General features: G+C 75.4%; 18 protein-coding genes and 1 pseudogene. 8 read left to right on the forward strand and 11 right to left on the reverse strand.

Going from position 1 to position 24,195, the window contains the following annotated elements; all coding sequences use genetic code 11:
* Position 1: 1 nt before the first annotated feature.
* The 3 genes from IE225_RS11350 to IE225_RS11360 form a co-directional block, all read right to left on the reverse strand.
* A complete protein-coding gene (locus IE225_RS11350; protein ID WP_190057295.1) occupies positions 2-2,224 on the reverse strand; it encodes an NHLP family bacteriocin export ABC transporter peptidase/permease/ATPase subunit in 2,223 nt (740 codons plus the stop codon).
* 25 nt (positions 2,225-2,249) lie between these two features.
* Positions 2,250-3,056: an HlyD family efflux transporter periplasmic adaptor subunit gene (locus tag IE225_RS11355; protein WP_190057296.1), complete on the reverse strand. Its 807-nt coding sequence runs from the start codon at positions 3,054-3,056 to the stop codon at positions 2,250-2,252.
* Between the two features lie 285 nt (positions 3,057-3,341).
* Positions 3,342-3,557, reverse strand: coding sequence for a type A2 lantipeptide (locus tag IE225_RS11360; RefSeq protein ID WP_190057297.1), 216 nt, complete (start codon positions 3,555-3,557; stop codon positions 3,342-3,344).
* Positions 3,558-4,222: 665 nt separating this feature from the next.
* On the opposite strand from IE225_RS11360, the gene IE225_RS11365 reads away from it, so the two are divergent.
* Complete coding sequence (locus IE225_RS11365; protein ID WP_190057298.1) at positions 4,223-5,656, forward strand: S1 family peptidase; 1,434 nt, start codon at positions 4,223-4,225, stop codon at positions 5,654-5,656.
* Between the two features lie 183 nt (positions 5,657-5,839).
* Here IE225_RS11365 and IE225_RS11370 read toward each other — a convergent pair whose 3' ends face one another.
* On the reverse strand, positions 5,840-8,056 hold the full coding sequence (locus tag IE225_RS11370) for a SpoIIE family protein phosphatase (RefSeq protein ID WP_229879444.1): 2,217 nt from the start codon (positions 8,054-8,056) through the stop codon (positions 5,840-5,842).
* A 602-nt stretch (positions 8,057-8,658) separates the two neighbouring features.
* Between IE225_RS11370 and IE225_RS33890 the strand changes: the two are divergent.
* Positions 8,659-8,901, forward strand: a pseudogene (locus IE225_RS33890) (LuxR C-terminal-related transcriptional regulator); the annotation flags it as partial.
* On the opposite strand, the gene IE225_RS33895 reads toward IE225_RS33890, so the two are convergent.
* The 4 genes from IE225_RS33895 to lanKC all read right to left on the reverse strand — a co-directional run bounded on the left by IE225_RS33895 (position 8,824) and on the right by lanKC (position 15,645).
* Complete coding sequence (locus IE225_RS33895; protein WP_308432481.1) at positions 8,824-10,728, reverse strand: ATP-binding cassette domain-containing protein; 1,905 nt, start codon at positions 10,726-10,728, stop codon at positions 8,824-8,826. The pseudogene IE225_RS33890 and the gene IE225_RS33895 sit on opposite strands and share 78 nt — an antisense overlap.
* A 23-nt stretch (positions 10,729-10,751) precedes the next feature.
* Positions 10,752-12,782: an ABC transporter transmembrane domain-containing protein gene (locus tag IE225_RS11385; RefSeq protein WP_190057301.1), complete on the reverse strand. Its 2,031-nt coding sequence runs from the start codon at positions 12,780-12,782 to the stop codon at positions 10,752-10,754.
* Positions 12,783-12,876: 94 nt separating this feature from the next.
* On the reverse strand, positions 12,877-12,987 hold the full coding sequence (locus IE225_RS11390) for a SapB/AmfS family lanthipeptide (protein ID WP_190057302.1): 111 nt from the start codon (positions 12,985-12,987) through the stop codon (positions 12,877-12,879).
* A gap of 36 nt (positions 12,988-13,023) precedes the next feature.
* On the reverse strand, positions 13,024-15,645 hold the full coding sequence (gene lanKC, locus IE225_RS11395) for a class III lanthionine synthetase LanKC (protein ID WP_190057303.1): 2,622 nt from the start codon (positions 15,643-15,645) through the stop codon (positions 13,024-13,026).
* A gap of 222 nt (positions 15,646-15,867) precedes the next feature.
* Here lanKC and IE225_RS11400 point away from each other — a divergent pair, with 222 nt between their 5' ends.
* Positions 15,868-18,321, forward strand: a complete 2,454-nt coding sequence (locus IE225_RS11400) for a SpoIIE family protein phosphatase (protein ID WP_190057304.1) — start codon at positions 15,868-15,870, stop codon at positions 18,319-18,321.
* A 104-nt stretch (positions 18,322-18,425) separates the two neighbouring features.
* Complete coding sequence (locus IE225_RS11405; protein WP_190057305.1) at positions 18,426-18,731, forward strand: hypothetical protein; 306 nt, start codon at positions 18,426-18,428, stop codon at positions 18,729-18,731.
* A 215-nt stretch (positions 18,732-18,946) separates the two neighbouring features.
* On the opposite strand, the gene IE225_RS11410 is transcribed toward IE225_RS11405, so the two are convergent.
* Both IE225_RS11410 and IE225_RS11415 read right to left on the reverse strand, forming a co-directional pair.
* Positions 18,947-19,135 carry a hypothetical protein gene (locus tag IE225_RS11410; protein WP_373303167.1) on the reverse strand — a complete coding sequence of 63 codons (189 nt, stop codon included), beginning with the start codon at positions 19,133-19,135 and terminating at the stop codon, positions 18,947-18,949.
* A gap of 78 nt (positions 19,136-19,213) precedes the next feature.
* A complete protein-coding gene (locus IE225_RS11415) occupies positions 19,214-19,579 on the reverse strand; it encodes a DUF6479 family protein (RefSeq protein ID WP_190057306.1) in 366 nt (121 codons plus the stop codon).
* 133 nt (positions 19,580-19,712) lie between these two features.
* On the opposite strand from IE225_RS11415, the gene IE225_RS11420 reads away from it, so the two are divergent.
* The 4 genes from IE225_RS11420 to IE225_RS11435 all read left to right on the forward strand — a co-directional run bounded on the left by IE225_RS11420 (position 19,713) and on the right by IE225_RS11435 (position 23,532).
* Positions 19,713-20,780 carry a glucose-1-phosphate thymidylyltransferase gene (locus IE225_RS11420; RefSeq protein WP_190057307.1) on the forward strand — a complete coding sequence of 356 codons (1,068 nt, stop codon included), beginning with the start codon at positions 19,713-19,715 and terminating at the stop codon, positions 20,778-20,780.
* Complete coding sequence (gene rfbB, locus IE225_RS11425) at positions 20,777-21,760, forward strand: dTDP-glucose 4,6-dehydratase (protein WP_190057308.1); 984 nt, start codon at positions 20,777-20,779, stop codon at positions 21,758-21,760. Before IE225_RS11420 ends, rfbB begins: the two co-directional genes overlap by 4 nt.
* Entirely contained in the window at positions 21,757-22,629 is an 873-nt protein-coding gene (gene rfbD, locus IE225_RS11430; RefSeq protein WP_190057309.1) for a dTDP-4-dehydrorhamnose reductase, read from the forward strand. Before rfbB ends, rfbD begins: the two co-directional genes overlap by 4 nt.
* A gap of 102 nt (positions 22,630-22,731) precedes the next feature.
* Positions 22,732-23,532: a class I SAM-dependent methyltransferase gene (locus IE225_RS11435; protein WP_190057310.1), complete on the forward strand. Its 801-nt coding sequence runs from the start codon at positions 22,732-22,734 to the stop codon at positions 23,530-23,532.
* A 49-nt stretch (positions 23,533-23,581) separates the two neighbouring features.
* Here IE225_RS11435 and rfbC read toward each other — a convergent pair whose 3' ends face one another.
* The gene (gene rfbC / locus IE225_RS11440) at positions 23,582-24,193 is read right to left on the reverse strand and encodes a dTDP-4-dehydrorhamnose 3,5-epimerase (RefSeq protein ID WP_190057311.1); all 612 of its coding nucleotides are present in this window, start codon (positions 24,191-24,193) and stop codon (positions 23,582-23,584) included.
* Between the last annotated feature and the right edge of the window lie 2 nt (positions 24,194-24,195).

Consider the following 24,195-nt stretch of genomic DNA (forward strand, 5'->3'; position numbering starts at 1 on the left):
CTCACCGCTCCCTGACCAGCGCGGCGTACGCGCCGCCGCGCGCCACCAGCTCCTCGTGCCGGCCGCGCTCCACGACCGTGCCGTGCTGCAGGACGACGATCTCGTCGCTGTCGCGCACGGTGCTGAGCCGGTGCGCGATCACCACGCAGGCGCAGCCGCGCCGCCGCAGGTTGTCCATCACCACCAGTTCGGTCTCCGCGTCCAGGGCGCTGGTCACCTCGTCCAGGACCAGCACGCTGGGCCGCCGCACCAGCGCCCGCGCGATCTCCAGGCGCTGGCGCTGCCCGCCGGAGAAGTTGCGGCCGTCCTGCTCGACCCGGCTGTGGATGCCGCCCGGCCGCCGCATGACCACGTCGTACAGGGCGGCGTCCTTCAGCGCCTCGACCACGGCGTCGTCGGGAATGGACGGGTCCCACAGGGCGACGTTGTCGCGGACCGTGCCCTCGAAGAGGAAGATCTCCTGGTCGACGAAGGAGACGGAGGCCGCGAGCGCGCCGCGCGGGATGTCCTCCAGGCGCCGCCCGTCGATGCGGATGACGCCCTCCCACGGCGTGTACAGGCCCGCGATCAGCCGGGAGACGGTGGACTTGCCGCTGCCGGAGCCGCCGACCAGCGCCACCTGCCGGCCCGGCCCCACGGTCAGGTCGAACCCGGTCAGCAGCGGCTTGTCCAGCGGGCTGTAGCCGAAGGTGACGTTCTCGAGCTCCACGTGCCCGTGCAGGCGGCGGGTGGACGCGCCGGCGCCGGGGCGGCCGTGCAGCGGGTCGGCCCGGAAGCTCTCGACGTCCTTCAGGCGGGCCACGTCGGCGGCGAAGTCCTGGATGCGGCCGGCGACGCCGTTGAGCCGGGTCAGCGGCGCGGTGAAGCGGGTCACCAGCGCCTGGAAGGCGACGAGCAGGCCGACGGAGAGGTGGCCCTCCACCGCGCGCATGCCGCCGATCCACAGGATCAGCGCGCTGTTGAGCGTCGCCAGCGTCGGCGCGACGACGCCCAGCCACGCGCTCGGCACGCCGAGCCGCTGCTGCTCCTCCAGGGTGGTGGCGTGCTGCCCGGCCCAGGTGCGGAAGTAGCCGTCCTCGCCGCCGGTCGCCTTCATCGTCTCGATGAGCTGCAGGCCCGTGTAGGCGGTGTTGGTCAGCCGCGCCGTGTCCGCGCGCAGCTTGGCCGTGCGGGTCGCGCGCAGCCGTACCACGACCCGCAGGGCGAGCACGTTGAGCAGCGCCACGCCGATGCCGACGAACGTCAGCTGCGGGTCGTAGGTGTACAGCAGCACCGCGTACAGCACCACGACCACCGCGTCCACGCCCGCCGCCGCCAGGTCCCGGGCGAGGGTCTCGGCGACCTGGTCGTTGGACTGCAGGCGCTGCACCAGGTCGGCGGGGCTGCGCTGGGCGAAGAACGTCACCGGCAGCCGCAGCAGATGGCGCAGGAAGCGGGCGCTGGTCAGGGTGGAGGAGATGATGCGGCCGTGCAGCAGGTTGGCCTGCTGCAGCCAGGTCAGCACCACGGTGAGCGCCACGCAGGCGCCCATCGAGGTGAACAGCACCGGCAGCAGCGAGTCCTGACCCTGCATCAGGAACGTGTCGATGTACGTCCGGCTCAGCGCCGGCACGGCCGCGCCGACCACCACCAGCAGCAGGCTCGCCAGCACGGCGGCCGGCAGGGTGCCCGCGGTGCCGCGCAGCCGGGCGGGCAGCGCGCCCAGGACGCCGGGCCGGCGCCCGCCCCGCTCGAAGCCGTCGCCGGGCTCCATCACCAGCACCACGCCGGTGAAGCTGGTGTCGAACTCCTCCATCGGCACGAACCGGCGGCCCTTGGCGGGGTCGTTGACGTACACCCCGCGCCGGCCGAAGCGGCGGCCCATGCCGTCGTAGACGACGTAGTGGTTGAACTCCCAGAACAGGATCGCCGGGCCCCGCACCTGGGCGAGGGCGGCGGTGTCCATCTGCATGCCCTTGGCGGTGAGGCCGTAACTGCGGGCCGCCTTCAGCAGGTTGGAGGCGCGCGAGCCGTCGCGGGAGACCCCGCAGGCGATGCGCAGCTCCTCCAGCGGGACGTGCCGGCCGTAGTGGCCGAGCACCATGGCCAGACAGGCGGCGCCGCACTCGACGGCCTCCATCTGCAGCACGGTCGGGGTGCGCACGGTCTTCCCGCGGCGCGCGGGCACGGGGCGCCGGGGCGGGGCGGCGCGGCGTCTGCCCCGGATTTCCTGGGCGGTGGTCACGGCGGTTGCGGTTCCTGGGCGGGGTCTAGGGCAGCAGCCAGTCGACGGGACGCCGGCCGGCCAGCCGGATCGAGGCGGAGGCCAGGGTCATGGAGTCCAGCCGGAACGGCGGCCCGTCCGCCGTCGACCAGCGGTAACCGCTCTTCGTCGACGAGGACTTCTCCAGCCGCACCCGCACGGCGACCGGCCGGCCCTGCCGGGTGAACTGCTCGCCGAGCTGGCGGTCGCCGAGGTAGGCGGCGATCTGCTGCGGCGACTGGGCGCTGCGGCCCACGGAGACGACCCGGCCGCGCAGCACGCCGTAGCGCTGGGCCGGCACCGACTGCACGGTCAGGTCGACCTGTGCGTGCGCGGGGATCGAGGCCGCGTTCTGCGCGGGGACGTAGACGGTGGCCTGCAGCGGGTCGGAGGCGTGGGCGACCTTCTCCACGGCGGCGACGTCCGCGCCGGTGGACACGATCCGGCCGACGGTCGCGGCGAGCGCGGTGACGCGGCCGGCGGCGACGGCGCGCACGACCTCGTCGCCCCGGCTCGTACGGACCTTCAGCACGGGCGCGCCGGCGGGCAGCCGCTCGCCCTCCCGCGCCAGGACCGCGGTGACCTGGCCCGCGACCGGGCTCTGCAGGACGTAGCTGCCCTCGCCGTGGGTGAGGATGCCCTGCGCGGTGACCGTGGAGGCCACCGAGCCCGTCACCGCCCACACCGACGCGGCCGCCATCGCCACCAGCGTCACCGACAGCACGAGCCAGCCCTGCGGGCGCGCGAGACGCACCGGGAGATCCAGCTCCTCCGGCGACTGCAGCTTGGCGAGGGCCTGCTGGCGGAACTCCACGGACCTCTTCCTCACCTGCGACATGACTCGACCGACGGTCGCCCGCGGCGAGGGGGACCGAGGGGACGCGTCGGTGTCGAAAATGCATGGGTCCCCCCTGTTCGAGCGCATCCGAGAGCTCGGGGAGCGCACGGACCCGAAAGGGCGAGCACGCTCGCGCCCTCGGCGCCGGCTCTCCGCGCCCGGAGGCGAACCGCGCCCGGAGGCGAACCGAGCCCGGAAAAAAAGGGGGATGAGTCCCGGAGCCGGGGGGTGGCCCCGGGACTCGGTGGCGCGAGGCCGAAATCAGAGGCCGGCGACCAGGTTGGTGACCGGGGCCGTGTTCAGGCCGGTGGTGCCCTCGACGGTGTTCACCGCCGTGTCGACCAGACCGGTGACCGGGGCGACGCTGTCCACCACGCCGGTCACGGTGTTCACGGCGTTCACGGAGAGGCCGCCGGAGACGTTGTCGAGCTCGGCGTCGGAGATCTCGACGGTCTCGACCTGGGGGGTGGAGTTCATGATGGAACTTCCCTTCGTATGGCTGTTTCACAAGGGGGGAGCGGCCCCCTCTGGGGGACAGATGGACGGCCGCGGTCGCGGGGGCGTCGGGCGCCCGTGTCCGGAGCCCGTCCGGCCCCCGCGGTGCGATGGATCAAAGCACGCCCCCGGCGCGCGCTTCCAATCAACCACCCCGCCCACCAGGGCAATTGACCTTTGCCGACCGCCAACCGTGCAGACGTGGGCACGGCTTTCCGGCAACTCCTCCACATGCCTCACGGCATCGACGCACCCCGTCGCGCGCACCTGCCGCGGCGAATCCGGCACTTGGCGTCAAAGGCGCGGCGCGGCCCGGCGGACGCGTCCGCTCGCGGGGCCGGCGGTGACGTGGTTGGAAAGCCACTGTGCAGATTCACTGAAGCCCGGATTCCGCCCGCGGTCGTCAACCGAACGTGAACGATCGGATACCAGGTGTGGCGAGATCGTCTCGGTCCGTATCGGCGCGCGTCCCGTTCGGGGTCCGCGCGCGGTACGGCGGGCGTGGCCGAATCGCCGCCCCCCCGACCGCGGGCGGCGAACGGAATTGAACGCTCCGCGGAGTGCGTGCGTACCACCTGCCAGCCAGGCGCGCCCCAACAAGCCGTCGTACGACGGCAGATGACCCCGTCCCCCAGGAGGTCCGGAAGTTGAGTCACAAGCGAATCCCCAAGCGGAAGGCCGCGATAGCGGCGGGCAGCGCGGTGGCGCTCGGGGCCGCGGCCCTGCTGCTGCCCCACGCCAACGCCTCCCAGGACGGCGCCGCGGGCAACGCGGCCCCCAGAACCCTGAAGGCGCAGGACGCCTCCGCCCTCGCCGCGCGGCTCGCGAGCACGCTGGGCGACTCCCTGGCCGGCACCTACTACGACAGCGCCAAGCGGCAGCTCGTCGTCAACGTGACCGGCGACGACACCAACGCGGCCGCCGCGGCCGAGCGGGCCGGCGCCCTGGTCCGCCACGTCGACAACAGCACCGCCGAACTCAAGGCCGCCGCCCGCACGCTGCGGACCAAGGCCACCATGGCGGGCACGGCCTGGGCCATCGACCCGCGCACCGACAAGATCCTGGTCACCGCGGACAGCACCGTCACCGGCGCCCGCTGGGACCGGCTCCAGTCGACCGTGCGGAGCCTCGGTTCCGGCATGGCGACGCTGAAGAAGTCCTCCGGCACCTTCCGCACCTTCGCCTCCGGCGGCGACGCCATCTTCGCCCAGGCCGACGGCGGCACCGTCCGCTGCTCCCTCGGCTTCAACGTCACCGCCGACGACGGCAGCCCCGCCTTCCTGACCGCCGGGCACTGCGGCGTGGCCGCCAAGCAGTGGTCCGACACGCAGAACGGGCAGCCCATCGCCACCGTCGACCAGGCCCAGTTCCCCGGCAACGGCGACTTCTCCCTGGTGAAGTACGACGACCCCGCCACCCAGGCGCCCAGCGAGGTCAACGTCGGCAACGGCCAGACGGTGCAGATCACCCAGGCAGCCGAGGCCACCGTCGGCGAGCAGGTCTTCCGCATGGGTTCGACCACCGGCCTGCACGACGGCCAGGTCACCGGCCTGGACGCCACCGTCAACTTCCAGAGCGAGACCGACCCCAACGGCGTCGACACCGTCACCGGTCTCATCCAGACCAACGTGTGCGCGGAGCCCGGCGACAGCGGTGGTTCGCTCTTCACCCAGGACGGCAGCGCGATCGGCCTCACCTCCGGCGGCAGCGGCGACTGCACCGCCGGCGGCGAGACCTTCTTCCAGCCGGTCACCACCGCCCTGCAGGCCACCGGCGCCACACTCGGCGACAGCGGCGCCGGCGACGGCAACGCCGCCGGCAACGGAAACGGCAACGGTGCCGGCAACGGCAACGGCAACGGCAATGGCAACGGCGCCGGCAACGGCAACGGCGCCGGCAACGGAAACGGCAACGGTGCCGGCAACGGCAACGGCGCCGGGGACCAGGCGGGCGGCGACCAGAGCGGCGGCGACGCCTCCGCGACGCCCGGCGACGGGACGGGCGCCGGCGCGCAGGACGGTTCCGGCGCGCAGGACGGCTCCGGCACCCAGGACGGCTCCGGGCTGACCGCCACCAACTGAGCGCGCCCACCCCACGCCACCCCCCACCGGCCACCGGCCCGGCCTCACCCAGCGGTTCCGGCCGGGACGGTGCACCGGTCCGGCCCTCCGGCGGGAGGGCCGGACCGCCGTTTTGCGGGGCGGACGCCACGGATCGGCGGGGGCGGCGGAGCAGGGCGGAACGAAAGGCACCCGACGCGGCCCCTACCGGGCCCGCAGCAGGAGCAGCGCGATGTCGTCCGCCCGCCGCCGCGCCGCGTCGCTGCGCGCCAGCAGCCGGTCGGCCAGTTCCTCCAGCGGCACGTCACCGGCCTCGTGCAGACAGCGGACCAGACCGGCCAGGGCGTCGTCGAGGTCGACGTCCGACGCCTCCACGAGCCCGTCGGTGTACAGCACGAGCACCGTTCCGGGCCCCAGGCCGATCCCGGTCTGCGGGTACGTCGCCTCCGGGTCGATGCCCAGCAGCGGTCCCCCGGCCGGCTCCAGCACCCGGGCCCGCCCGTCCGGGTCGCGCAGCAGCGGCGGCGGGTGCCCCGCGCGGGCGACCATCGCCTCCTCGTGCGCGGTGTCCAGCCGCAGGTACAGGCAGCTGGCGAACAGTTCGGTGCCCAGCTCGATCAGCAGCCGGTTGGTGCTGCTCATGACCTCCCGCGGCGACTGGCCGGCGGAGCAGTAGGCGCGCACCGCGGTGCGCAGCTGCCCCATCAGCCCGGCCGCGGTCACGTTGTGCCCCTGCACGTCGCCGATCATCGCCGCCGGCAGCGGCCGGGCGGGCGCCAGGTCGTAGAAGTCGCCGCCGATGTCCATGTCCTGGGCGGCGGGCAGGTAACGGGCGGCCGCCTCGATGCCCGGCAGCTGCGGCAGCGAGTGCGGCAGCAGCGCGCCCTGCAGACCGTGCGCCACCCGGTGCGTGGCGTCGTACAGCTGGGCGCGCTCCAGGGCCTGTGCGACCAGCCCCGCCAGACTCGTCAGCACCGCCCGCTCCTCGCCGGAGAACCGGCGGGGCCGGAGGTAGGCCAGCACACAGGTGCCCACCGGGCGGCCGGAGGTGATCAGCGGCAGATACGCCCAGGCCGAGAACTCCCCCAGTCCGGCGCGGGCGGGCGGACAGGCGCGCACCAGCTCCTCGGGCGTTTCGAAGAACGCCGGCTCCCCGCCGACCAGGGCCCGCCCGTTCGGGGCCCGCGTGATCACCTGCATGCCGTCGAACTGCTCGACGGTGCGCGGGTCCGCGTAGCCGTGGTGGCCGAGGACGTGCAGCCGCCCGGCCCGGGAGGCGAGCAGCACCACGCCCCGGCAGCCCACCGCCGGGGCGATGTCGTCCGCGACCAGCCGCAGCACGTCCCGTACCCCCACCGCCCGGGTGAGCGCCTCGGTCAGGCTCAGCACCTGCGAGATGGTCACCAGCCGGGACAGCCCGACGCCCGGACCGGGTCCGTGCTCGTCCGGTCCGTGCTCGTCCGGTCCGTGCTCGTCCGGCGCGGGTGCCGACCGGGCGTGGTCGATGCGCACCGTCAGCCCGGTGTAGCTCGGGTACAGCCGGAAGGACAGCCGTTCGCCGGGCGGGCGCAGCGCGGTGAACGACGTGACGCGCTGGCTGACCAGCGCGGCCCGGTAGCGGTCCTCGTGCACCGGGTCGTCCAGCCACGGCACCGCCGACCACAGCTCGATGCCGGGGAGGGCGTCGGCCGACGTGTCCATCAGATCGGCGGCGGCCTGGTTGGCGTAGGCGACCCGGCCGTCCAGGTCCAGCGACACCAGCCCGTAGGGCAACCGGGACACCATGCGGGCCGCCTCCGCCGTGTCGGCCGTGTCGGCCGCGTCAGGCGCCCCGTCCGGCGGGGACGCGGCCGCGCCGGGTCCGTCCGGCGGGGACGCGGCCGACGGATCGGCCTCCCGGGGCGGCCGGCGGTCGCGGCGCAGGGCGCGCTCCAGCCCTCGCGCCATCCGCGCGCACGCCGCGGTGAGCCGTTCCCGCTCGTGCTCCGACAGGTCGGGCGCGTGGGCGGCGGGCCAGGTGAGGAACACCGCGCCGTACACGGCGCGCTCCGTCGCCACCGGCAGCGCGGCGAGCATGAAGGGATAGGGCAGCACCAGGGCGACGCGCGGATAGCGGCGCGCCATGTCCTGGTCGCCGCCGACCCACACCAGCCGCCGTTCGCGCACCGCGTCCGCCACCGGGACCGGCGCGTTCAGCCCGACCCGCTCCCACGGCGCGGCGAACGCCCGGGGCAGCCCCGCCATCACCGTCATCTCCAGGACCGGCTCGCCCGGCACCAGCAGGTAGACCGCGCCGGAGTGCGCCCGCACCTCGTCCATCACCGCGGTCAGTTCCCGCGACAGCAGCGGCCGGTCCACCGGCGTGCCGGCGGCCGGGGTCGGCCGTACCGCCCGGGGCTCCCCGTCCGACACGCCGACCACCTCCTTCACGGCCGCGCGACGGCCCCCCTGCATCAAGCCTCTCTCCCGGCGGCCCGCTCCGCACGGCGAGCGAGCCGTGCGGAGAAAGAGCGGGAGGATGCGGAAGGCCGCGCAAGAACCGCGCGGATACCCCGACCGCCCCGACTCATGCCCCCACACTCGGTGCGCGCCGTGGCGGCGGGCGCCGAACGCGCGCCCCCGCGCACCCCGTTGGCCGGTTTTTTATGTCCGGGGTGTGTCCGGACCGTAAACAATTGGGCACGCGCTCAAACGCTCCCGCAGCAGCGGGGGACACACCGAACGCGAACCGAGGGGGCGGAGTGATCCGGGTACTTCTGGTGCACGACACGTGTCTGGTGCGATCGGTCCTGGCGGAGTGGCTGCGCCGGGAGCCCGACCTGGGCGTGTACGACACCTCGTGGCGCGGCGCGCCCGGCGCGGTGCGCTCGGTGCGGCCGGACGTGTGCGCGGCCGACCTGGACTCCTGGGACGTGCGCGGCGTGCCGCCGCTGGCCGAACTGTGCGCCCAGCGACCCGGCGCGACGGCCCCCAGGCTGCTGGTCCTGGCCACCACACGGCGTCCGGGGCTGCTGAAGCGGGCGATGGAGGCGGGCGCCGCGGGCTTCGTGGACAAGGAGGGCTCGCCGGACAGACTGGTGCGCGGCATACGCCGGGTCGCCGAGGGGGACCGTTTCGTCGACGACTCGCTGGGCTTCGGCTTCCTCAGGGCCGCCGAGATGCCGCTGACCCGCCGCGAACTGAGCGTGTTATCCCTGGCCGCCGAGGGGGCGTCCGTCGCCGAGATCGCCAGGAGGCTGCACCTGTCCCACGGGACGGTGCGCAACTACATGGCGGCCATCACCCGCAAGACCGGTGCCCGCAACCGCATCGACGCCATCCGCATCTCGCAGGGCCAGGGCTGGGTGTGACCGCGGCGGCGCCGGCCCGGCACCGGGCTCCCACGCCCCCACCAGCTCCCGGTAGAGGGCCGAGCGGCGCAGCAGCTCCTCGTGGCCGCCGTACGCGGTGTGCCGGCCGTCCATGACCAGCACCCGGTCCGCGCGCCGGGCGGAGCTGATGCGGTGCGCGACGACGACCAGCGTCCCGCCGCTCCGCTCGCGCAGCGCCCGCTCCGCCCGCGCCTCCGCCCGCGGATCCAGGTGGCAGGTCGCCTCGTCCAGCAGGACGAGCGGCGCGGGCGACAGATAGGCCCGCGCCAGCGCGATCAGCTGCCGCTCGCCCGCCGACAGCGCCGCCGGGTCCACCCGGGCGCCCGGCCCGCCGAGCGCCTCCAGCAGCGCGCCCGCCCCGACCGCCTCGGCGGCCGCGCACAGCTCCTCCTCCGGCACGGAGTCCTGCCGCAGGTGGGCCAGGTTCTCGGCCAGGGTGCCGGTGAACACGTAGGCCTCCTGCGGGACGAGCACCCGCAGCGCCCGCGCGGCCGGTGCCGGCTCGCCGTACACGCGCACCTCGCCGCGCCGCGGCGGCAGCAGCCCCGCGGCCAGCGCGGTCAGCGTCGACTTCCCGATCCCGCTCGGGCCGACGACGGCCAGGTGGGTGCCGTGGGGGACGGTGAGGTCGAGGTCGCGCAGCACGGGTTCGCTGTGCGGGCCGTAGGCGAAGGTGACGCGGGAGAGGACGAGAGCGGGGGCGCGGGAGCGGCGGCGGCCGGACGCGGGGGCGGCCGGCGGTTGCGGGGGCGGAGCGGTGGGCGGCTGCGGGACGGTCGGGGCGGGGGTGGTCGGCGGTTGCGGGGCGGAGGCGGCGGGGGCCAGGCGGCGCAGGACGACGGTGAGGCGGGCGCCGCTCGTGCCGAGCCCGTGGACCAGGTTCTGCAGGGCGGGCAGCAGGGACTGGGTGACGTAGGCGAGCGCGCCGACGAGGGCGCCCGGGGTGACGCCGCGGCGCAGCAGCCAGGGCGCCGCGGCCAGCAGCAGGACCACGGGCAGGTGGCCGCCGACGGCCAGGGACGTCACGCGCAGCGCGCCCCAGCGGGCCAGGGCGTGCGCCGCGCGCAGCTCGGCCTCGATCCGCCCGGTGAGGTCGCCGGCGACGCGTTCCTCCGCCCCGGCCGCGGTCACGTCCCGCAACCCGGCGCAGACGGTGCCCAGTTCCCCGGCGAGGGCCTCGTCGGCGGCGAGGAACGCCGCCTGGCGGCGGGCCAGCGGCCGCAGCACGGCCGCGAACAGGGCCACCCCGGCGAGCAGCGGCGGCAGGACCACCAGCAGCAGCGGCGGGGCGAGCGAGGCGAGGCCGGCCAGGGCGCCGGCCGCGGTGAACACGAAGGACCGCGCGACCATGACCAGCCCGGCGCAGGCCTCCCGCGCGATCTCCACCTGCTGGGTGAGCCCCGACAGCGCCCCCCGGTCCGCCTCCCGCACCCCGCGCCGCACCACGTGCGTCACCAGCCGGTCCCGCAGCGGCTCCACCAGCGCCGCCACGGCGCCGTAGACCCGCCCCGTCCCGTACGCCCCGGCCGGCACCCCGAGCCCGGCCACCGCCAGCCAGCCGAACCCGGTCCCGGCCCGCCCGGCGAGGAATCCCTCGTCCAGGGCCCGCGCGAGGGCGTACCCGAGGAGGAACGTCTGCCCCGCCTCCAGCACCGACCAGGCGGCCAGCCGCAGCAGCACGGGCCACCGGGCGCGCCCGAACCGCAGTCCCCGCCGCAGCATCCCGGCGTCCGGCGCCCGGCCGGTCACGTCCGCCGCTCCTCTGTCCCGGGGTGCCGCGGGCCCGGTGCGCGGTCGCCGCCCGCTCCGTCCGCGCCGTCCGCGTCGACCGCTCCGTCCCGGCGGCCGAATCGATCCGCCCGGCCGAGGGCCGCCGCTTCCCCGCCGAGGGCGCCCACCGTCTCCTCGCCGGGGGCGCCCGCCGCCTCCCCGGCGAGGGCCGTCGTCCCGCCCCCGCCGGGAAGTCCCGCCCCGTCCCCGCCGGAAAGCTCCGCGTCGTCCCCACCGGGAACCTCCGCGTCCCCACCGGGAACCTCCGCGTCACCCTCGTCCCGGAACACCGCCCGGTACCCCGGCAGCCGCCACAGCCGCGCGTGCGGGCCCACGGCGCGTATCCGCCCGCCGTCCAGCCAGGCGACCGCGTCGGCGCGGGCGGCGGTGGCGGTGCGGTGGGCGACGAGGAGCCGGGTGGTGCCGGTGCCGGGGCGCAGCAGGGCGTCGGTGACGCGGCGCTCGGTGACGGTGTCGAGGCTGGAGAGGGCGTCGTCGAGGACGAGGAGACGGCCGCCGCGGGCGAAGGCGCGGGCGAGGCCCAGGCGCTGGGACTCGCCGCCGGAGCGGGGCGCCGCGGCGCAGGGGGTGGCGTAGCCGTCGGGGAGGCGGCGGACGAAGGCGTCGGCGCAGGCCGCCCGGGCGGCTTCCCGGACGCGGGCGGGGGAGGGGTCGGCGAGGCCGAGGGCGAGGGCGTCCTCGACCGTGGTGCCGAGCAGGGCGGGGCGGGCGAAGGCGTAGGCGACGGCGCGCCGCAGCTCCTCGCGGGTCAGCTCGGCGAGCGGCACCCCGTCCAGCAGCACTTGGCCGGTGTCCGGATCGGCCAGCCGGCCGGCGAGCGCGGCCAGCAGCGACTTGCCCGCGCCGGAGCGGCCGACCACGGCGAGCGTCGTCCCGCCCGGCACCACCAGGTCGACGCCGTCGAGGACGGTGCGGCCGCCGCGCCGGGCGGTCACCCCGCGCAGCTCCAGCCGCCCGGGTCCGGGCGGCAGCCGCCGGTTTCCGTGGGCGGGCGCGGGCTCGGCCAGCACCTCGGCGAGCCGCCCGGTCGCCGCCCGGGCCCGGGCCAGGCCCGCCAACTGCCCGACCAGCACGCCGACGCCGGCCGCCAGCACCGCGTACCGCGAGGCCGCCAGTACGTTGCCGACGCTGATCCGGTGCCGCGCGACCAGGGCGCCGGCCACCGCGACCACGCCCAGCTGCAGCAGCGGCGCCACGGCCGTCGCCCGCGCCGCGGCCCGCCCCTGCGCCCGCCACATGCGGTGCCCGGCGCGGTTCAGCTCGGGCAGCGGAGCCAGGATCCGAGCCGTGTCCTTCTCCTGCGTGTCCGCGGCCCGGATGGTGCGGGCGCCGTCGATGGCCTCCGCCAGCGCCGAGGCGATCCGGCCCTGGGCGCCCTGGTAGTCGGTCACGCTCGCGGAGGTGTCCCGGGCGACCGCGCGCAGCAGCAGCGCCAGCACCGGCGCCCCGGCGAGGAACACGGCGGCGAGCCAGGGGTCGATCAGGCCGAGCGCCACCACGCCCCCGAGGGGACCGGCCGACGCGGCGAGCAGGGCGGCCAGCGCGGCGGGCGCGGTGGCGGCCTGGGCGGCGTTGCCGACGAGGCGGGCGACCAGGTCGCCGGGGCCGAAGCGGTCGGCGGCCCGCGGGCCCACGGCCAGCACGTGCCGGACCAGCAGGCGGCGCAGCCACGCGCCGGTACGGGCGTCGGTGGTGCCCTGCAGCACGGTCTCGGCCACGTCCAGCACGGCGATCAGCACCACCAGGGCGGCGCAGTACAGGGTCCAGCGGGCCGCGGGGGCGTGCGCGAGCAGCAGGTCGAGGGTGCGGCCCAGCACGGCCGGCAGCAGCAGGCCCGCGCCCGTGGCGGCCGCGCCGACCAGGCACAGGACTGCGCAGCGGGCCCGGCCCCGCCGGACGGCCGAGCGCAGCAGCGGCCCGGCCGCCTCGGCGCGGGGGGCGGTGGCGGTCGTGTCCGCGCGAGCGGCGGTGGCGGTCGTCGTCATGGGCACGGCCTCGCATCCCGGATGTGGCGGGACCCCGGGCGGCCCCTCCCGTGTCGGGAGAGAGCCGCCCGGGGCCGTGGACCGACGGTGCGGGTCAGAGGCAGAGCAGAACGCTCGTGGTGCTGACGCAGGAGAGCAGGCTGGCGGTGCTGGCGTTGCCGGTGTGCTCCTCGGACTCCATCGTCTGCAGATCGAGCAGTGCCATGTCGTGTCCTTTCGACTCCATGGGAACGGGGTTGTGTCACGATTCCGCGGATGCGGAACCGCGTTCGTGGGGCCGCGTCGGCGGCGGGAGGAACGGCAGGTGGGCGTCCGGGGCGCCGTCGAGCGCCGCGCCGAGCGCGAGCAGGCACCCGGCCGTTCCGGTGGCGAGGTCCATGGACAGCCGCATCATCTGGTGGCCGGGGAAGGCCAGTTGGCCCTGGTAGGCCATGGCGAACCAGCCGAGCCCGGCGACCTGTTCGGCCAGTCGCCGCCCGGTCGCGCCGGGCGTGGTGGTGCGGCTGAGGTGCAGGATCATTCCGGCGCGGCCCTGGAAGAGCCCGGGCTGCGCGTAGAAGCGGGAGGTGGCCGCCCGCAGGATGCCCTCGCGGACCGGGGCGAACTCCTCGGCCGCCCGCGGGTCGCAGGCGAGGTAGTCGTCGACGACCATGCCCACGCCGACGCTGCCGTCCCCCAGGTAGGGCAGGGTGCGCCAGCCCTCGTCGACCTCCAGGCCGCCGCCCTTCTTCTGCACCACGCAGCACTCCAGGTCCCGGCGCAGCGCCTGCCCGGCCGCGTCCAGCAGGGCGCGGTCGCCGGTGCGCTCGTACTGGCGCAGCAGCAGCAGCGCGGGTCCGCTCGCGCCGCGCAGCAGCCCGGCCCGGCGCCGGGGCGCCTGCGCGGGCGGTTCGGCCAGGCGCCGCAGCAGCAGGCCGGCGGCCTCGGCGGCACGCTCGGCGAGCTCCTTCTCGCCGGTGGTGTCGGCCAGCGCCCCCAGGACCAGGCCGAGCCCGGCCAGGCCGCCGCGCAGGTCCGAGGAGAGGTTCTGCCACCGCTCCCTCAGCACCGCCTCGACGAGGTCGAGGGCGCGCTGCCGGTGCCCGAGCCGGTCCAGGACCAGGGCGACGCCGGCGAGCCCGTCGTACAGGCCGAGCGGGGTGCCGGGCGGGGGCGGCGCGGTGCGGGCCAGCAGCCAGCGCTCGCCCTCCTCGTAGCGGTCGGCGCCGGTGGCGGCCAGCGCGTACAGCACGCCGGCCGCGCCGTGCGCGAGGCCGAGGCCGCCGCCGTCGGAGAACTGCGCGATGTCACCGGGGAAGAGCCGGTCGGTGCGCTCGGGCGTGGCGGAGGCGAGGATCGCCTTGACCATCGAGTCCCGGCTGTGCGGCCAGTCGCCCGGCTCCACCAGCGAGGGCGACTCCACGGGGGCCGCGCCGGGGGAGGTGTTGCGGGTGATCTCCGCGACGGCCTCGTCCAGGAACGCGCGCGGCACGTCCGGGAACTGCCGCGCGATCACCTCCGCCAGGTGCGCCGCCTTGCCCCGGTCGACCACGAACAGTGTGGTCACCGGCAGGAACAGGGCCAGCCGCAGGCACGCCAGCGCGTATCGGTCGACGTCGGTGCCGGTGCGGTCCGGCGGCGCGAAGAAACCGGGGTGGGCGACGATCTGGCGCCCGCCCTCCTCGATGGGCGCCGCCGCCTCGAAGTCGATCAGGTGGACCGACTCCTCGTCGGGGGTGACCATGATGTTGAACACGTGCAGGTCGTTGAAGACGATCCCGCGCGCGTGCACCGCCGCCACGGCCTCCTCCACCGCCCGGTGCACGCGCAGCGCCCACCGCGTGTAGGCGGCCACCGCCTCCGGGTCCGGGTCCGGCGTGATCAGCGGGTGCCGCTCGGCGAAGAAGGAGTTCAGCGGCCGCCCCTCGACGTGGTCCATGACCAGGAACCGGTGCCCGCCCAGCTCGAACCAGTCGCGCACCTCCGGCACCACCCCGGTGCCCGCGACCCGCTCCAGGGCCCGCTTCTCCCGCTCCAGCCGGGCCACCGCGTCGGCGCCGTCGGCGGCCAGGCCCGCGTGCGGGCGGCCCTCCTTCAGCACCACCTTGCGCCCGTCGCGGGTGTCGGTGCCCGCGTACACCCCGCCGCCGTTGGAGAAGTGCAGCGCCTTCTCGATCCGGTACGGCAGCTCGCCCAGCGTCGTCGCCGCGCGGGCCGCCAGGTGCGGCTTCAGGAACTCCGGCAGCGTCACCCACTCCGGAAGGTGGAACGACGGCGTGCGCCGGTCCGGCACCAGGCGGCCCTCGCCGTCGCGCACCGCCGGCACCAGCGAGCCGCGCTCGTCGACGACGAAGGTGCGGGCGAAGGCGCCGTAGCGCACGTACAGTGGCCCCTCGTGCCAGCGCAGGTCGGTGAGGATGTACGGCCCGTCGAGGCCCTCCAGCAGCGCGCCCAGCTCGCGCAGCACCGTGTGCAGCTGCTCCTCGCCGTCCGGGTAGACGGTGACGAACTTGCCGCTGCCGTCGCGGGGGGCGTACTTGGCGTTGCGCAGGTGCAGCAGGTGCGGCGACGGCACGAACTTGAACGGGATGCGGCGCGGCACGCAGTAGTCCCACACGACCGACGCGATGTGCTCGGCGTTCTCCCGGGTGGCCGACGCGTGGATCTTCCAGCCCTGTGCCGGGCCGGACACCGGCCGGCCGTCCTCGCCGAGCGGCGTCAGCGTCAGCCAGTCGCCGATGCGGGCCGCCTCCCAGCCCTCGGGCACCGCCCGCCGGGCCGTCTCGAACAGCGGCGCCGTCTCCTGCCCGGCACCGGGCAGCCGGTCCGGCGTATCGTAGAAGTGCCGGTCGGCGAGCGCGTACACCTCGTAGCGCTTGTCCATGCCGCCCCCCTCCTTGGCCTGCACCAGAGCCTTCCAGGCGGGGGCGGGCCGCCGACAGTCACGCCTGTCACGACCTCACCGTGCGGAACGCACGAGTCAAGAGATGTTCGATGATGTTCGAGCGCTCCGCCTCGCCGGAGCATCGGCCGCCCCTCCCGGGCGGGACGGCCGGGAGGGCATACCCGGCCACAGGGGCTGCGCACCGGGCCCATACGCGCTGTAATGGCCAACGTGGTCAGTGAGGGTGCGGGGGTACGCAGAGCGGGAACGATGCGTGTAGAACTTGCCCTCAAGTCGATCACGGCCGAGCCGGATTCGCCGGAGCGGCTGCACCGCGTCCTGGAACAGGCCCTCGTCTTCACCGACGCCACCCTCGCCGCCGTGTACAGCCCCGGCGACGGCGGCGACCCGCTGTGCCTGCGCGAGTCGGCCGGCGTGCCGCTGACGCTGTACGGCCTGCGCGACAGCTACGCCGCGACCGGACGGTCCCCGGTGGCCGACGCCCACCGCACGCGACAGGCGGTGTGGCTCAGTTCCCAGGACCTGGCCGAGAGCGCCGGGTGCCGCCGCATGCCGGCCGGTGACATCTGCCTCGGCGCGCTGCCGCTGCGCGGCGCGGGCGGCGGCTGCCTGCTCGTCGTCGGCGAGAACCCGGGCGGCTTCGACTGCGAGGACCGCACCTGCCTGGAGCTGATCGCCGACGCCGTCTCCTGCCCGGGGACCGCCGCGGCCGAGGGCGGCGGGGGCGAACTGCCGGCCAACGCCTTCAGCCTCGCCGTCGACACCGGGCGGATCGAGGTCGGCGACGAGATCCTCGGCCTGTTCGGGCTGGACCGCGCCGACTTCGACGGCCGGGTGGAGACACTGCTGCGGCTGACCGTGCCCGACGACTTGCCGGCGCTGATGTCCGTGGTGGAGGCCGACCACATGTCGCTGGGCGAGCGGGAACTGGAGTTCCGCGTCCTGCAGCCGGCCGGCCCGCCCCGCTGGCTGCGGCTGCGCGGCCACTTCGAGCCGGCCGCCGACGGCCGTCCGGCCCGGCTGACCGGCACGGTCGCCGACGTCTCCACCGTCCGCCCGGGCGTCACCGACGTCGCCCGCGTCCAGCGCCTCGCCGCCGCCCTGGCCACCGCGGGCACGGTGAGCGACGTCAGCCAGGCCGTCGTCGCCGCCCTGCGCGAACCCCTGCAGGCCGACCGGATCGCCCTGGCCGAGCTGGAGAACGACCGGCTGGTCGTCACCGTCCTCGACCCGCCCGACCCCGAGGCCTGGCCCGACCTGTGGCGCCTGGAGTGGCGCACCGAGTGGCCCGACGCGCCGGTGCAGGCCATGCCCACCCTCGCCGCCGCCCTGCGCGAGGGCCGCGCCCGCATATGGCCCGCCGGGACCGCCCTGGAACCCGCGCTCGCCGAGGTCGGCCCGGGCGGCCTCGCGGTCCTGCCGCTGCCCGCCGACGGCCGCATGACCGGCTGCTGCCTCATCGGCTGGGACAACCCGCACGACTTCGGCCCCGACGAGCGCGCCCTGCTCACCGCCTCCGCCGGCCTGGCCGGGCAGGCCCTGCTGCGCGCCCACGCCTTCGACGCCGAGCACGAACTCGTCGGCATGCTGCAGCGGGCCCTGCTCCCGCACCGCCTGCCCCGGCTCCCCGGCGGGGTCGCCGTCGCCCGCTACCTGCCGGCCACGCAGGGCCTGGAGGTCGGCGGCGACTGGTACGACGTGATCCCGCTCGCCGAGCACCACGTCGCCCTGGTCATCGGCGACGTCCAGGGGCACAGCGCCGACGCCGCCACCCTCATGGGCCAGATGCGCACCGCGCTGCGTGCCTACGCCGTCGAGGGACTTCCGCCGGACGTGGTCGTCTCCCACGCCAACCGCCTCCTCGTCGACCTGGAGACCGATCTGTTCGTCACCTGCGTCTACGTCGACGTCGACATGGAGGAGGGCACCGCCTGGTGCGTGCGCGCCGGGCACCTGCCGCCCGTGCTGCGCCATCCCGGGGGCGGCACGGAGATTGCCGAGGTCGAGGGCGGGCTGCCGCTCGGCGTGGTCGCCCAGACCGACTTCCCGATGACCCCGCTGCGGCTGCGCCCCGGCACCCTGCTCGCGCTCACCACGGACGGCCTGGTGGAGTCCGCCGACACCGACCTCGACGTCGGCCTGAACCGGCTCTCCCGCGCCCTGGCCGCCGCCGACCCCGCCCACCTCGGCCCGGTCGCCGACGCCCTGCTGGCCGACGCGGGCCGCGACGACGACGTGGCGCTGCTGCTGATGCGCTACGACGGCATGGCGGTGCGCCCGCTCCGGGAGAGCTGGACGGTGTGGCGCGTGCCCGAGGCCGTCCGGCACGCCCGCCGCTTCACCCGGCGCACCCTGCGCCAGTGGGGCGTGCGCGAGGAGACCGACGTCATCCTGCTGGTCGTCTCCGAGCTCGTCACCAACGCCCTGGTGCACACCGACGGCCCCGTCCGCCTCTACCTCACCCTCCTCGGCAACCGCCTGCGCGTCGCCGTCGCCGACACCTCGCCGCGCACCCCCGTCAAACCGACCAGGATCGGCTGGGAGGCCACCGGGGGCCGTGGCATCCTCCTCGTCGAGGCCATGTCGGCGGCCTGGGGCACGGTGCCGGCCGGCGGCGGCAAACAGGTGTGGAGCGACATCCTGCTCGGCGGCTGACCGGGCGGCCGGCCGCCGCACCCACCCGCCACCCGGGTGCGCGGCGCGCCCCGCACGGCAGGTCGGCCCCGGGCCCCGCCGCCCGGCGCCTAGGGTCCTTGCCCGTGCCAGACACCTTCGACCCGGACACCTTCGACGCGGACGGCTTCGCCGAACTGGTCGCGCGGCAGCGCGCGGTCGACGAGGCGCACGACAGAGTCGTGCAGCTGCGCGAGACCTACGGCCCGCCCGCGCACGCGCCGTGGACGGGCGCGCAGCGAGAGACCTACGAGACCGCGTGGCGGGCCTGGCGCGACCTGGCCCGTGAGACCCAGGCCGCGGTCGAGGCGTACGCCCGCCGGGCCGGCCGGCCGCGCACGGTGGTCCAGGCGGAGGTGGAGCGGGCGGCGCAGCAGTCGCCCGAGGAGTGACCGCCGGGGCGCGCGGGGGGTGTGCGGGGGAGGCGCGGGAGCGGTGACGTGGCGTCCGCGGTCCGAGGTGCCGCCGTCAGCCTCCGCCGTCCGGGTGGCCGCCGTCCGGGTGATCGTCGTCCGGGGCCGGCGCCCGGGCGACGCACGCCTTCGCCGCGATGCGGCGCCGGCCGGTGTCCCGGACGCGTCGGCCGACGTCCGGGCGACGCCGCGCCTCAGTCCTCACCCCGGACGATGTGCTCCTCGGCGCCCGGGCGCTCCTGGCCGGCCGGGTCGCCGTCGGCGACGGCGGGCAGGCAGGTGCGCACCCCCTTGCCGCGCAGGCGGTGGGCCTGTGCCCAGCCCGTCTCGGGCAGGCGGAGGGCGGACGGGGTACCGGTGGGGCACTCGGACTGGACGATCACGTCAACTCACTTCTTCCTGCTGCTTCCTACGGGTTTCCGCTGGTTCCCGCCGGCTCCCGCCGGCCGTTCCGCCACCGCTCACCGGCCGCCGGAGCCGCCGCTGCCGAACGACCCGCTGGAGCCGGGATCCCAGCGCGGCCGGGACTGGTCGTCGCTGCGCCGGCTGCCGGAGGTCAGGTCGTGCGGTCCGAGCCGTTCGCCGTCCTCGGAGCGCGGCACCTCGTCCGGTTCGCGCATCTGCCGGCCCTCGTGCACCGGCCCGGCCTCCGGCCCCGTCGGGTGCGCGCCGCGCCGGCCGGGCCCGCGCGGTTCGTCGCGCCGCACCCGTACGCCGAGCCGGACGGCCCACACCAGGGCGGCGGCGATGATCAGACCGCCGGCGACCACGGCGATCATGCCGACCGCCGAACCCGACGCGGCCAGCATGCAGTGGCTCGTGTCCATGCGGTGCGGGTACCCCCGGGGCGCGGGCGAACACCGCCGGGCGGTATCCGGACAAACACGCGGCACGCCACCGCAACCGACAGGTAAAGGCGAGGAAGGGCTCATCCGGACGATCACCGCTAAGGTGAGGCAGATGAAGGCTCTCGTGCTGTCCGGCGGCTCCGGCACGCGGCTGCGGCCGATCACGTACACCTCGGCCAAGCAGCTGGTGCCGGTGGCCAACAAGCCCGTGCTCTTCTACGGGCTGGAGTCGATCGCCGAGGCGGGCATCACCGAGGTCGGCGTGATCGTCGGCGACACGGCCGCCGAGATCCGGGAGGCGGTGGGCGACGGGTCCCGCTTCGGGCTCGACGTCACCTACATCCCGCAGGAGAAGCCGCTCGGCCTGGCGCACGCGGTGCTGATCGCGCGGGACTGGCTCGGCGACGACGATTTCGTGATGTACCTCGGCGACAACTTCATCGTCGGCGGCATCACCGACCTCGTCGAGGAGTTCCGCCGCCACCGGCCGGACGCGCAGATCCTCCTCACCCGCGTCGGCGACCCGCGCGCCTTCGGCGTCGCCGAACTCGACGCCTCCGGGCAGGTCGTCGGGCTGGAGGAGAAACCCGCGCACCCCAAGAGCGACCTGGCCCTGGTCGGGGTGTACATGTTCACCCCGCGGGTGCACGAGGCGGTGCGCGCCATCAGGCCGTCCTGGCGCGGCGAACTGGAGATCACCCACGCCATCCAGCACCTCATCGACACCGGCGCCGCCGTGCGCTCCACCATCGTCAAGGGCTACTGGAAGGACACCGGCAACGTCGCCGACATGCTGGAGGTCAACCGGACCGTCCTGGAGACCGTGCCGGGCCGTCTCGACGGCGAGGTCGACGCGGCCTCGGAGACGGTCGGCCGGGTGGTGGTGGAAAGCGGCGCCCGCGTGGTCAACTCGCGCATCGTCGGCCCCGCCGTCATCGGCTCCGGCACCGTCATCACCGACTCCTACATCGGCCCGTACACCTCCATCGCGGAGAACTGCGAGGTCGCCGACAGCGAACTGGAGTTCTCGATCGTCCTGCGGGACGCCTCGATCCGCGGGGTGGGCCGGATCGAGTCCTCGCTGATCGGCCGGCACGCCGAGGTCACCCCGGCCGCCGGACCGCCCAACGCCCACCGACTCGTCCTCGGAGACCACAGCAAGGTGCAGATCCGTTCATGAACCTCCTCGTCACCGGCGCCGCCGGGTTCATCGGCTCCCACTACGTCCGTGCGCTGCTCGCCGACGACGCGCCCGGCGCGCCGCGGATCACGGTGCTGGACAAGCTGACCTACGCCGGCATCCGCGACAACCTCCCGCCGGAGCATCCGCGGCTGCGGTTCGTGCACGGCGACATCCGTGACGCCGAGCTGGTCGGCACGCTCATGGCCGAGGCCGACCAGGTGGTGCACTTCGCCGCCGAGTCCCACGTGGACCGCTCCATCGCGGGCGCCGACGACTTCGTGCTGACCAACGTCGTCGGCACCCAGGTCCTGCTGGACGCGGCCCTGCGCCACGGCACGGCACCCTTCGTGCACGTCTCCACCGACGAGGTGTACGGCTCGGTCGCGACCGGCTCGGCGAGCGAGGAGGCGCCGCTGCGGCCCAGCTCCCCGTACTCGGCCTCCAAGGCGTCCTCCGACCTGATCGCGCTCGCCTACCACCGCACCCACGGCCTGGACGTGCGCGTCACCCGCTGCTCCAACAACTACGGGCCGCGGCAGTTCCCCGAGAAGGTCATCCCGCTGTTCATCACCAACCTGCTGGACGGCAGGAAGGTCCCGCTGTACGGCGAGGGCCTCAACGTGCGGGACTGGCTGCACGTCGAGGACCACTGCCGGGGCGTGGACCTCGTGCGCACCCAGGGCCGGCCCGGCGAGGTGTACAACATCGGCGGCGGCACCGAGCTGACCAACAAGGAGCTCACCGGGCTGCTGCTTCAGGCGTGCGGCGCGGGCTGGGACATGGTCGAGCACGTCGAGGACCGCAAGGGACACGACCTGCGCTACTCCGTCGACTGGACCAAGGCCCGCACCGAACTCGGCTACCGGCCGCGCCACGACTTCACCGCCGGCCTCGCCGAGACCGTCGCCTGGTACCGCGACCACCGTGCCTGGTGGGAGCCGCTGAAGCGGCGCGCCGCCCTGGGGGAGCGGGCATGAGGTGGCTGGTGACCGGCGCCGGCGGCATGCTCGGCCGGGACGTCGTCGATGAGCTGCGCCGGCGCGGCGCACAGGTCACCGCCCTGGACCGGGCCGGGCTGGACATCACCGACGCCGGCCGGGTGGCCGCGGCCCTCGCCGGGCACCGGCCCGACGTCGTGGTCAACTGCGCCGCGTACACCGCCGTCGACGCCGCCGAGAGCGACGAGGAGACGGCCCTGAGGATCAACGGCGACGGCCCCCGCCTGCTTGCCCGCGCCTGCGCCGCGTACGGCGCCCGCCTGATCCACGTCTCCACCGACTACGTCTTCTCCGGCGAGGACCGCTCCACCCCGTACCCCGAGGACCACCCGCCCGCCCCGCGCACCGCCTACGGCCGTACCAAGCTCGCGGGGGAGCGGGCGGTGCGCGAGGAACTGCCCGAGGCGAGCGCGATCGTGCGCACCGCCTGGCTCTACGGCGTCCACGGCCGCAGCTTCGTGCGCACCATGATCGATCTGGAGGCGCGCCGGGACACCGTCGACGTCGTCGACGACCAGCGCGGCCAGCCCACCTGGAGCGCCGACGTGGCCGCCCGCATCGCCGACCTCGGCCCCCTGGTCGGGCCCGGCCTGCACGGCGTCTTCCACGCCACGGCCTCCGGCGAGGCGAGCTGGTACGACCTGGCCCGCGAGGTGTTCCGGCTACTGGGCGCCGACCCCGGCCGGGTGCGCCCGGTCGGCAGCGACGCCTTCCCGCGCCCCGCGCCCCGCCCGGCCCACAGCGCCCTCGCGCACGGCCGGTGGCGCGAGGCGGGTCTGGAGCCGCTGCGGGACTGGAGGACCGCGCTGCACGAGGCGCTTCCCCTCCTGCGCAAGGAAACCGCCTGATCCGCACACCGAGCCGCTTGATCCGCACCCCATGTGATCCGTGAGGAAACCGACCATCCCCTGATCCCCGAACCCCCGATCCCCCGACGAGGAGTCGCCCCCGTGAAACGCCACGAGTTCCTGCGGGAGCTGCACAAGGTCTGCGCCAACCGCAACTACCTGGAGATCGGCGTCAACGACGGCCGCAGCCTGCGGCTGTCCCGCGTGCCCACGATCGCGGTCGACCCCGCCTTCAAAGTCGTCACGGAGCTGCGCTGCGACCTGCACCTGGTGAAGGCCACCAGCGACGACTTCTTCGCCCGCGACAACCCCCTGGCCCACCTCAGGGGCGGCCGCCACCCGCTGCGCAACCTGGCCCGCAACCGCAGCCCGTTCGGGTACTGGAGGCGCACCACGCTGGACCTGTCGTTCATCGACGGCATGCACCTGTTCGAGTACGCGCTGCGGGACTTCGTCAACATCGAGAGGCACTCCGACTGGGCCAGCGTCATCGTCTTCGACGACATGCTGCCGCGCAGCGTCGACGAGGCCGCCCGGAACCGGCACACCGACGCCTGGACCGGCGACGTCTACAAGCTGATCGAGATCCTCGGCCGCTACCGCCCCGACCTGGTGACCGTCCTGGTCGACACGCAGCCCACCGGGCAGATGCTGGTCTTCGGCGCGGACCCCGGCAACACCGTGCTGCGCGACAAGTACGACGAGATCGTCGCCGAGTACGACGTGCCCGACCCGCAGAAGGTCCCCGAGTCCGTCCTCGGCCGGGTCTCGGCGGTCAAGCCCGAGACGCTGCTGGGCGCCGGCTTCTGGGCGCCGCTGGTGCGCGCCCGCAACCGCGGCACCAAGCGCTCCCGCGGCTGGGAGCCGCTGCGCCGCGCCCTGCAGCAGACGGTCACCCGCTGACCCCGGCGGTGCCGGGCCGTCCGCGCGGCCGGCCCGGCACCGGGCCGCGTCAGTCGCCGGGCCGCTGCCCGGCGCGCAGCCGCGCGTAGTGGGCGGTGCAGTCCGCGTACGACGGCAGCAGCCCGGCGCGCTCCGCCTCGGCCAGGGAGGGCGCCCGCAGGTCCTGCTCGGACAGCAGCGGCTCGACGCCCTCCGGCCAGGCGATGCCCAGCTGCGGGTCGAGCGGGTGCACCCGGTGCTCGCGCTCGGGCGCGTACCCCGTGGAGCACAGGTAGATGACGGTGGCGTCGTCGGTGAGCGCCAGGAAGGCGTGCCCGAGGCCCTCGGCGAGGAACACCGCGTGCCGCGTGTCGTCGTCCAGCCGCACCGCCTCCCACCGGCCGTAGTCCGGTGAGCCGACCCGCAGGTCGACGATCACGTCCAGCACCGCGCCGCGCACGCACGTGACGTACTTGGCCTGGCCGGGCGGTACGTCGGCGAAGTGGATCCCGCGCAGCACGCCCCGGCGGGAGACGGAGCAGTTGGCCTGCGCCAGGGTCAGGTCGTGACCGGTGGCCTCGCGGAACTCCCGGCCGCGGTACCACTCGTGAAAGGTGCCCCGCTCGTCGGGGAAGACCTTCGGCTCCAGGATCCAGGAGCCCTCGATGTCCAGCGCCCGCACGG

The organism is Streptomyces echinoruber (assembly GCF_014651135.1).
Classification (GTDB): domain Bacteria; phylum Actinomycetota; class Actinomycetes; order Streptomycetales; family Streptomycetaceae; genus Streptomyces; species Streptomyces echinoruber.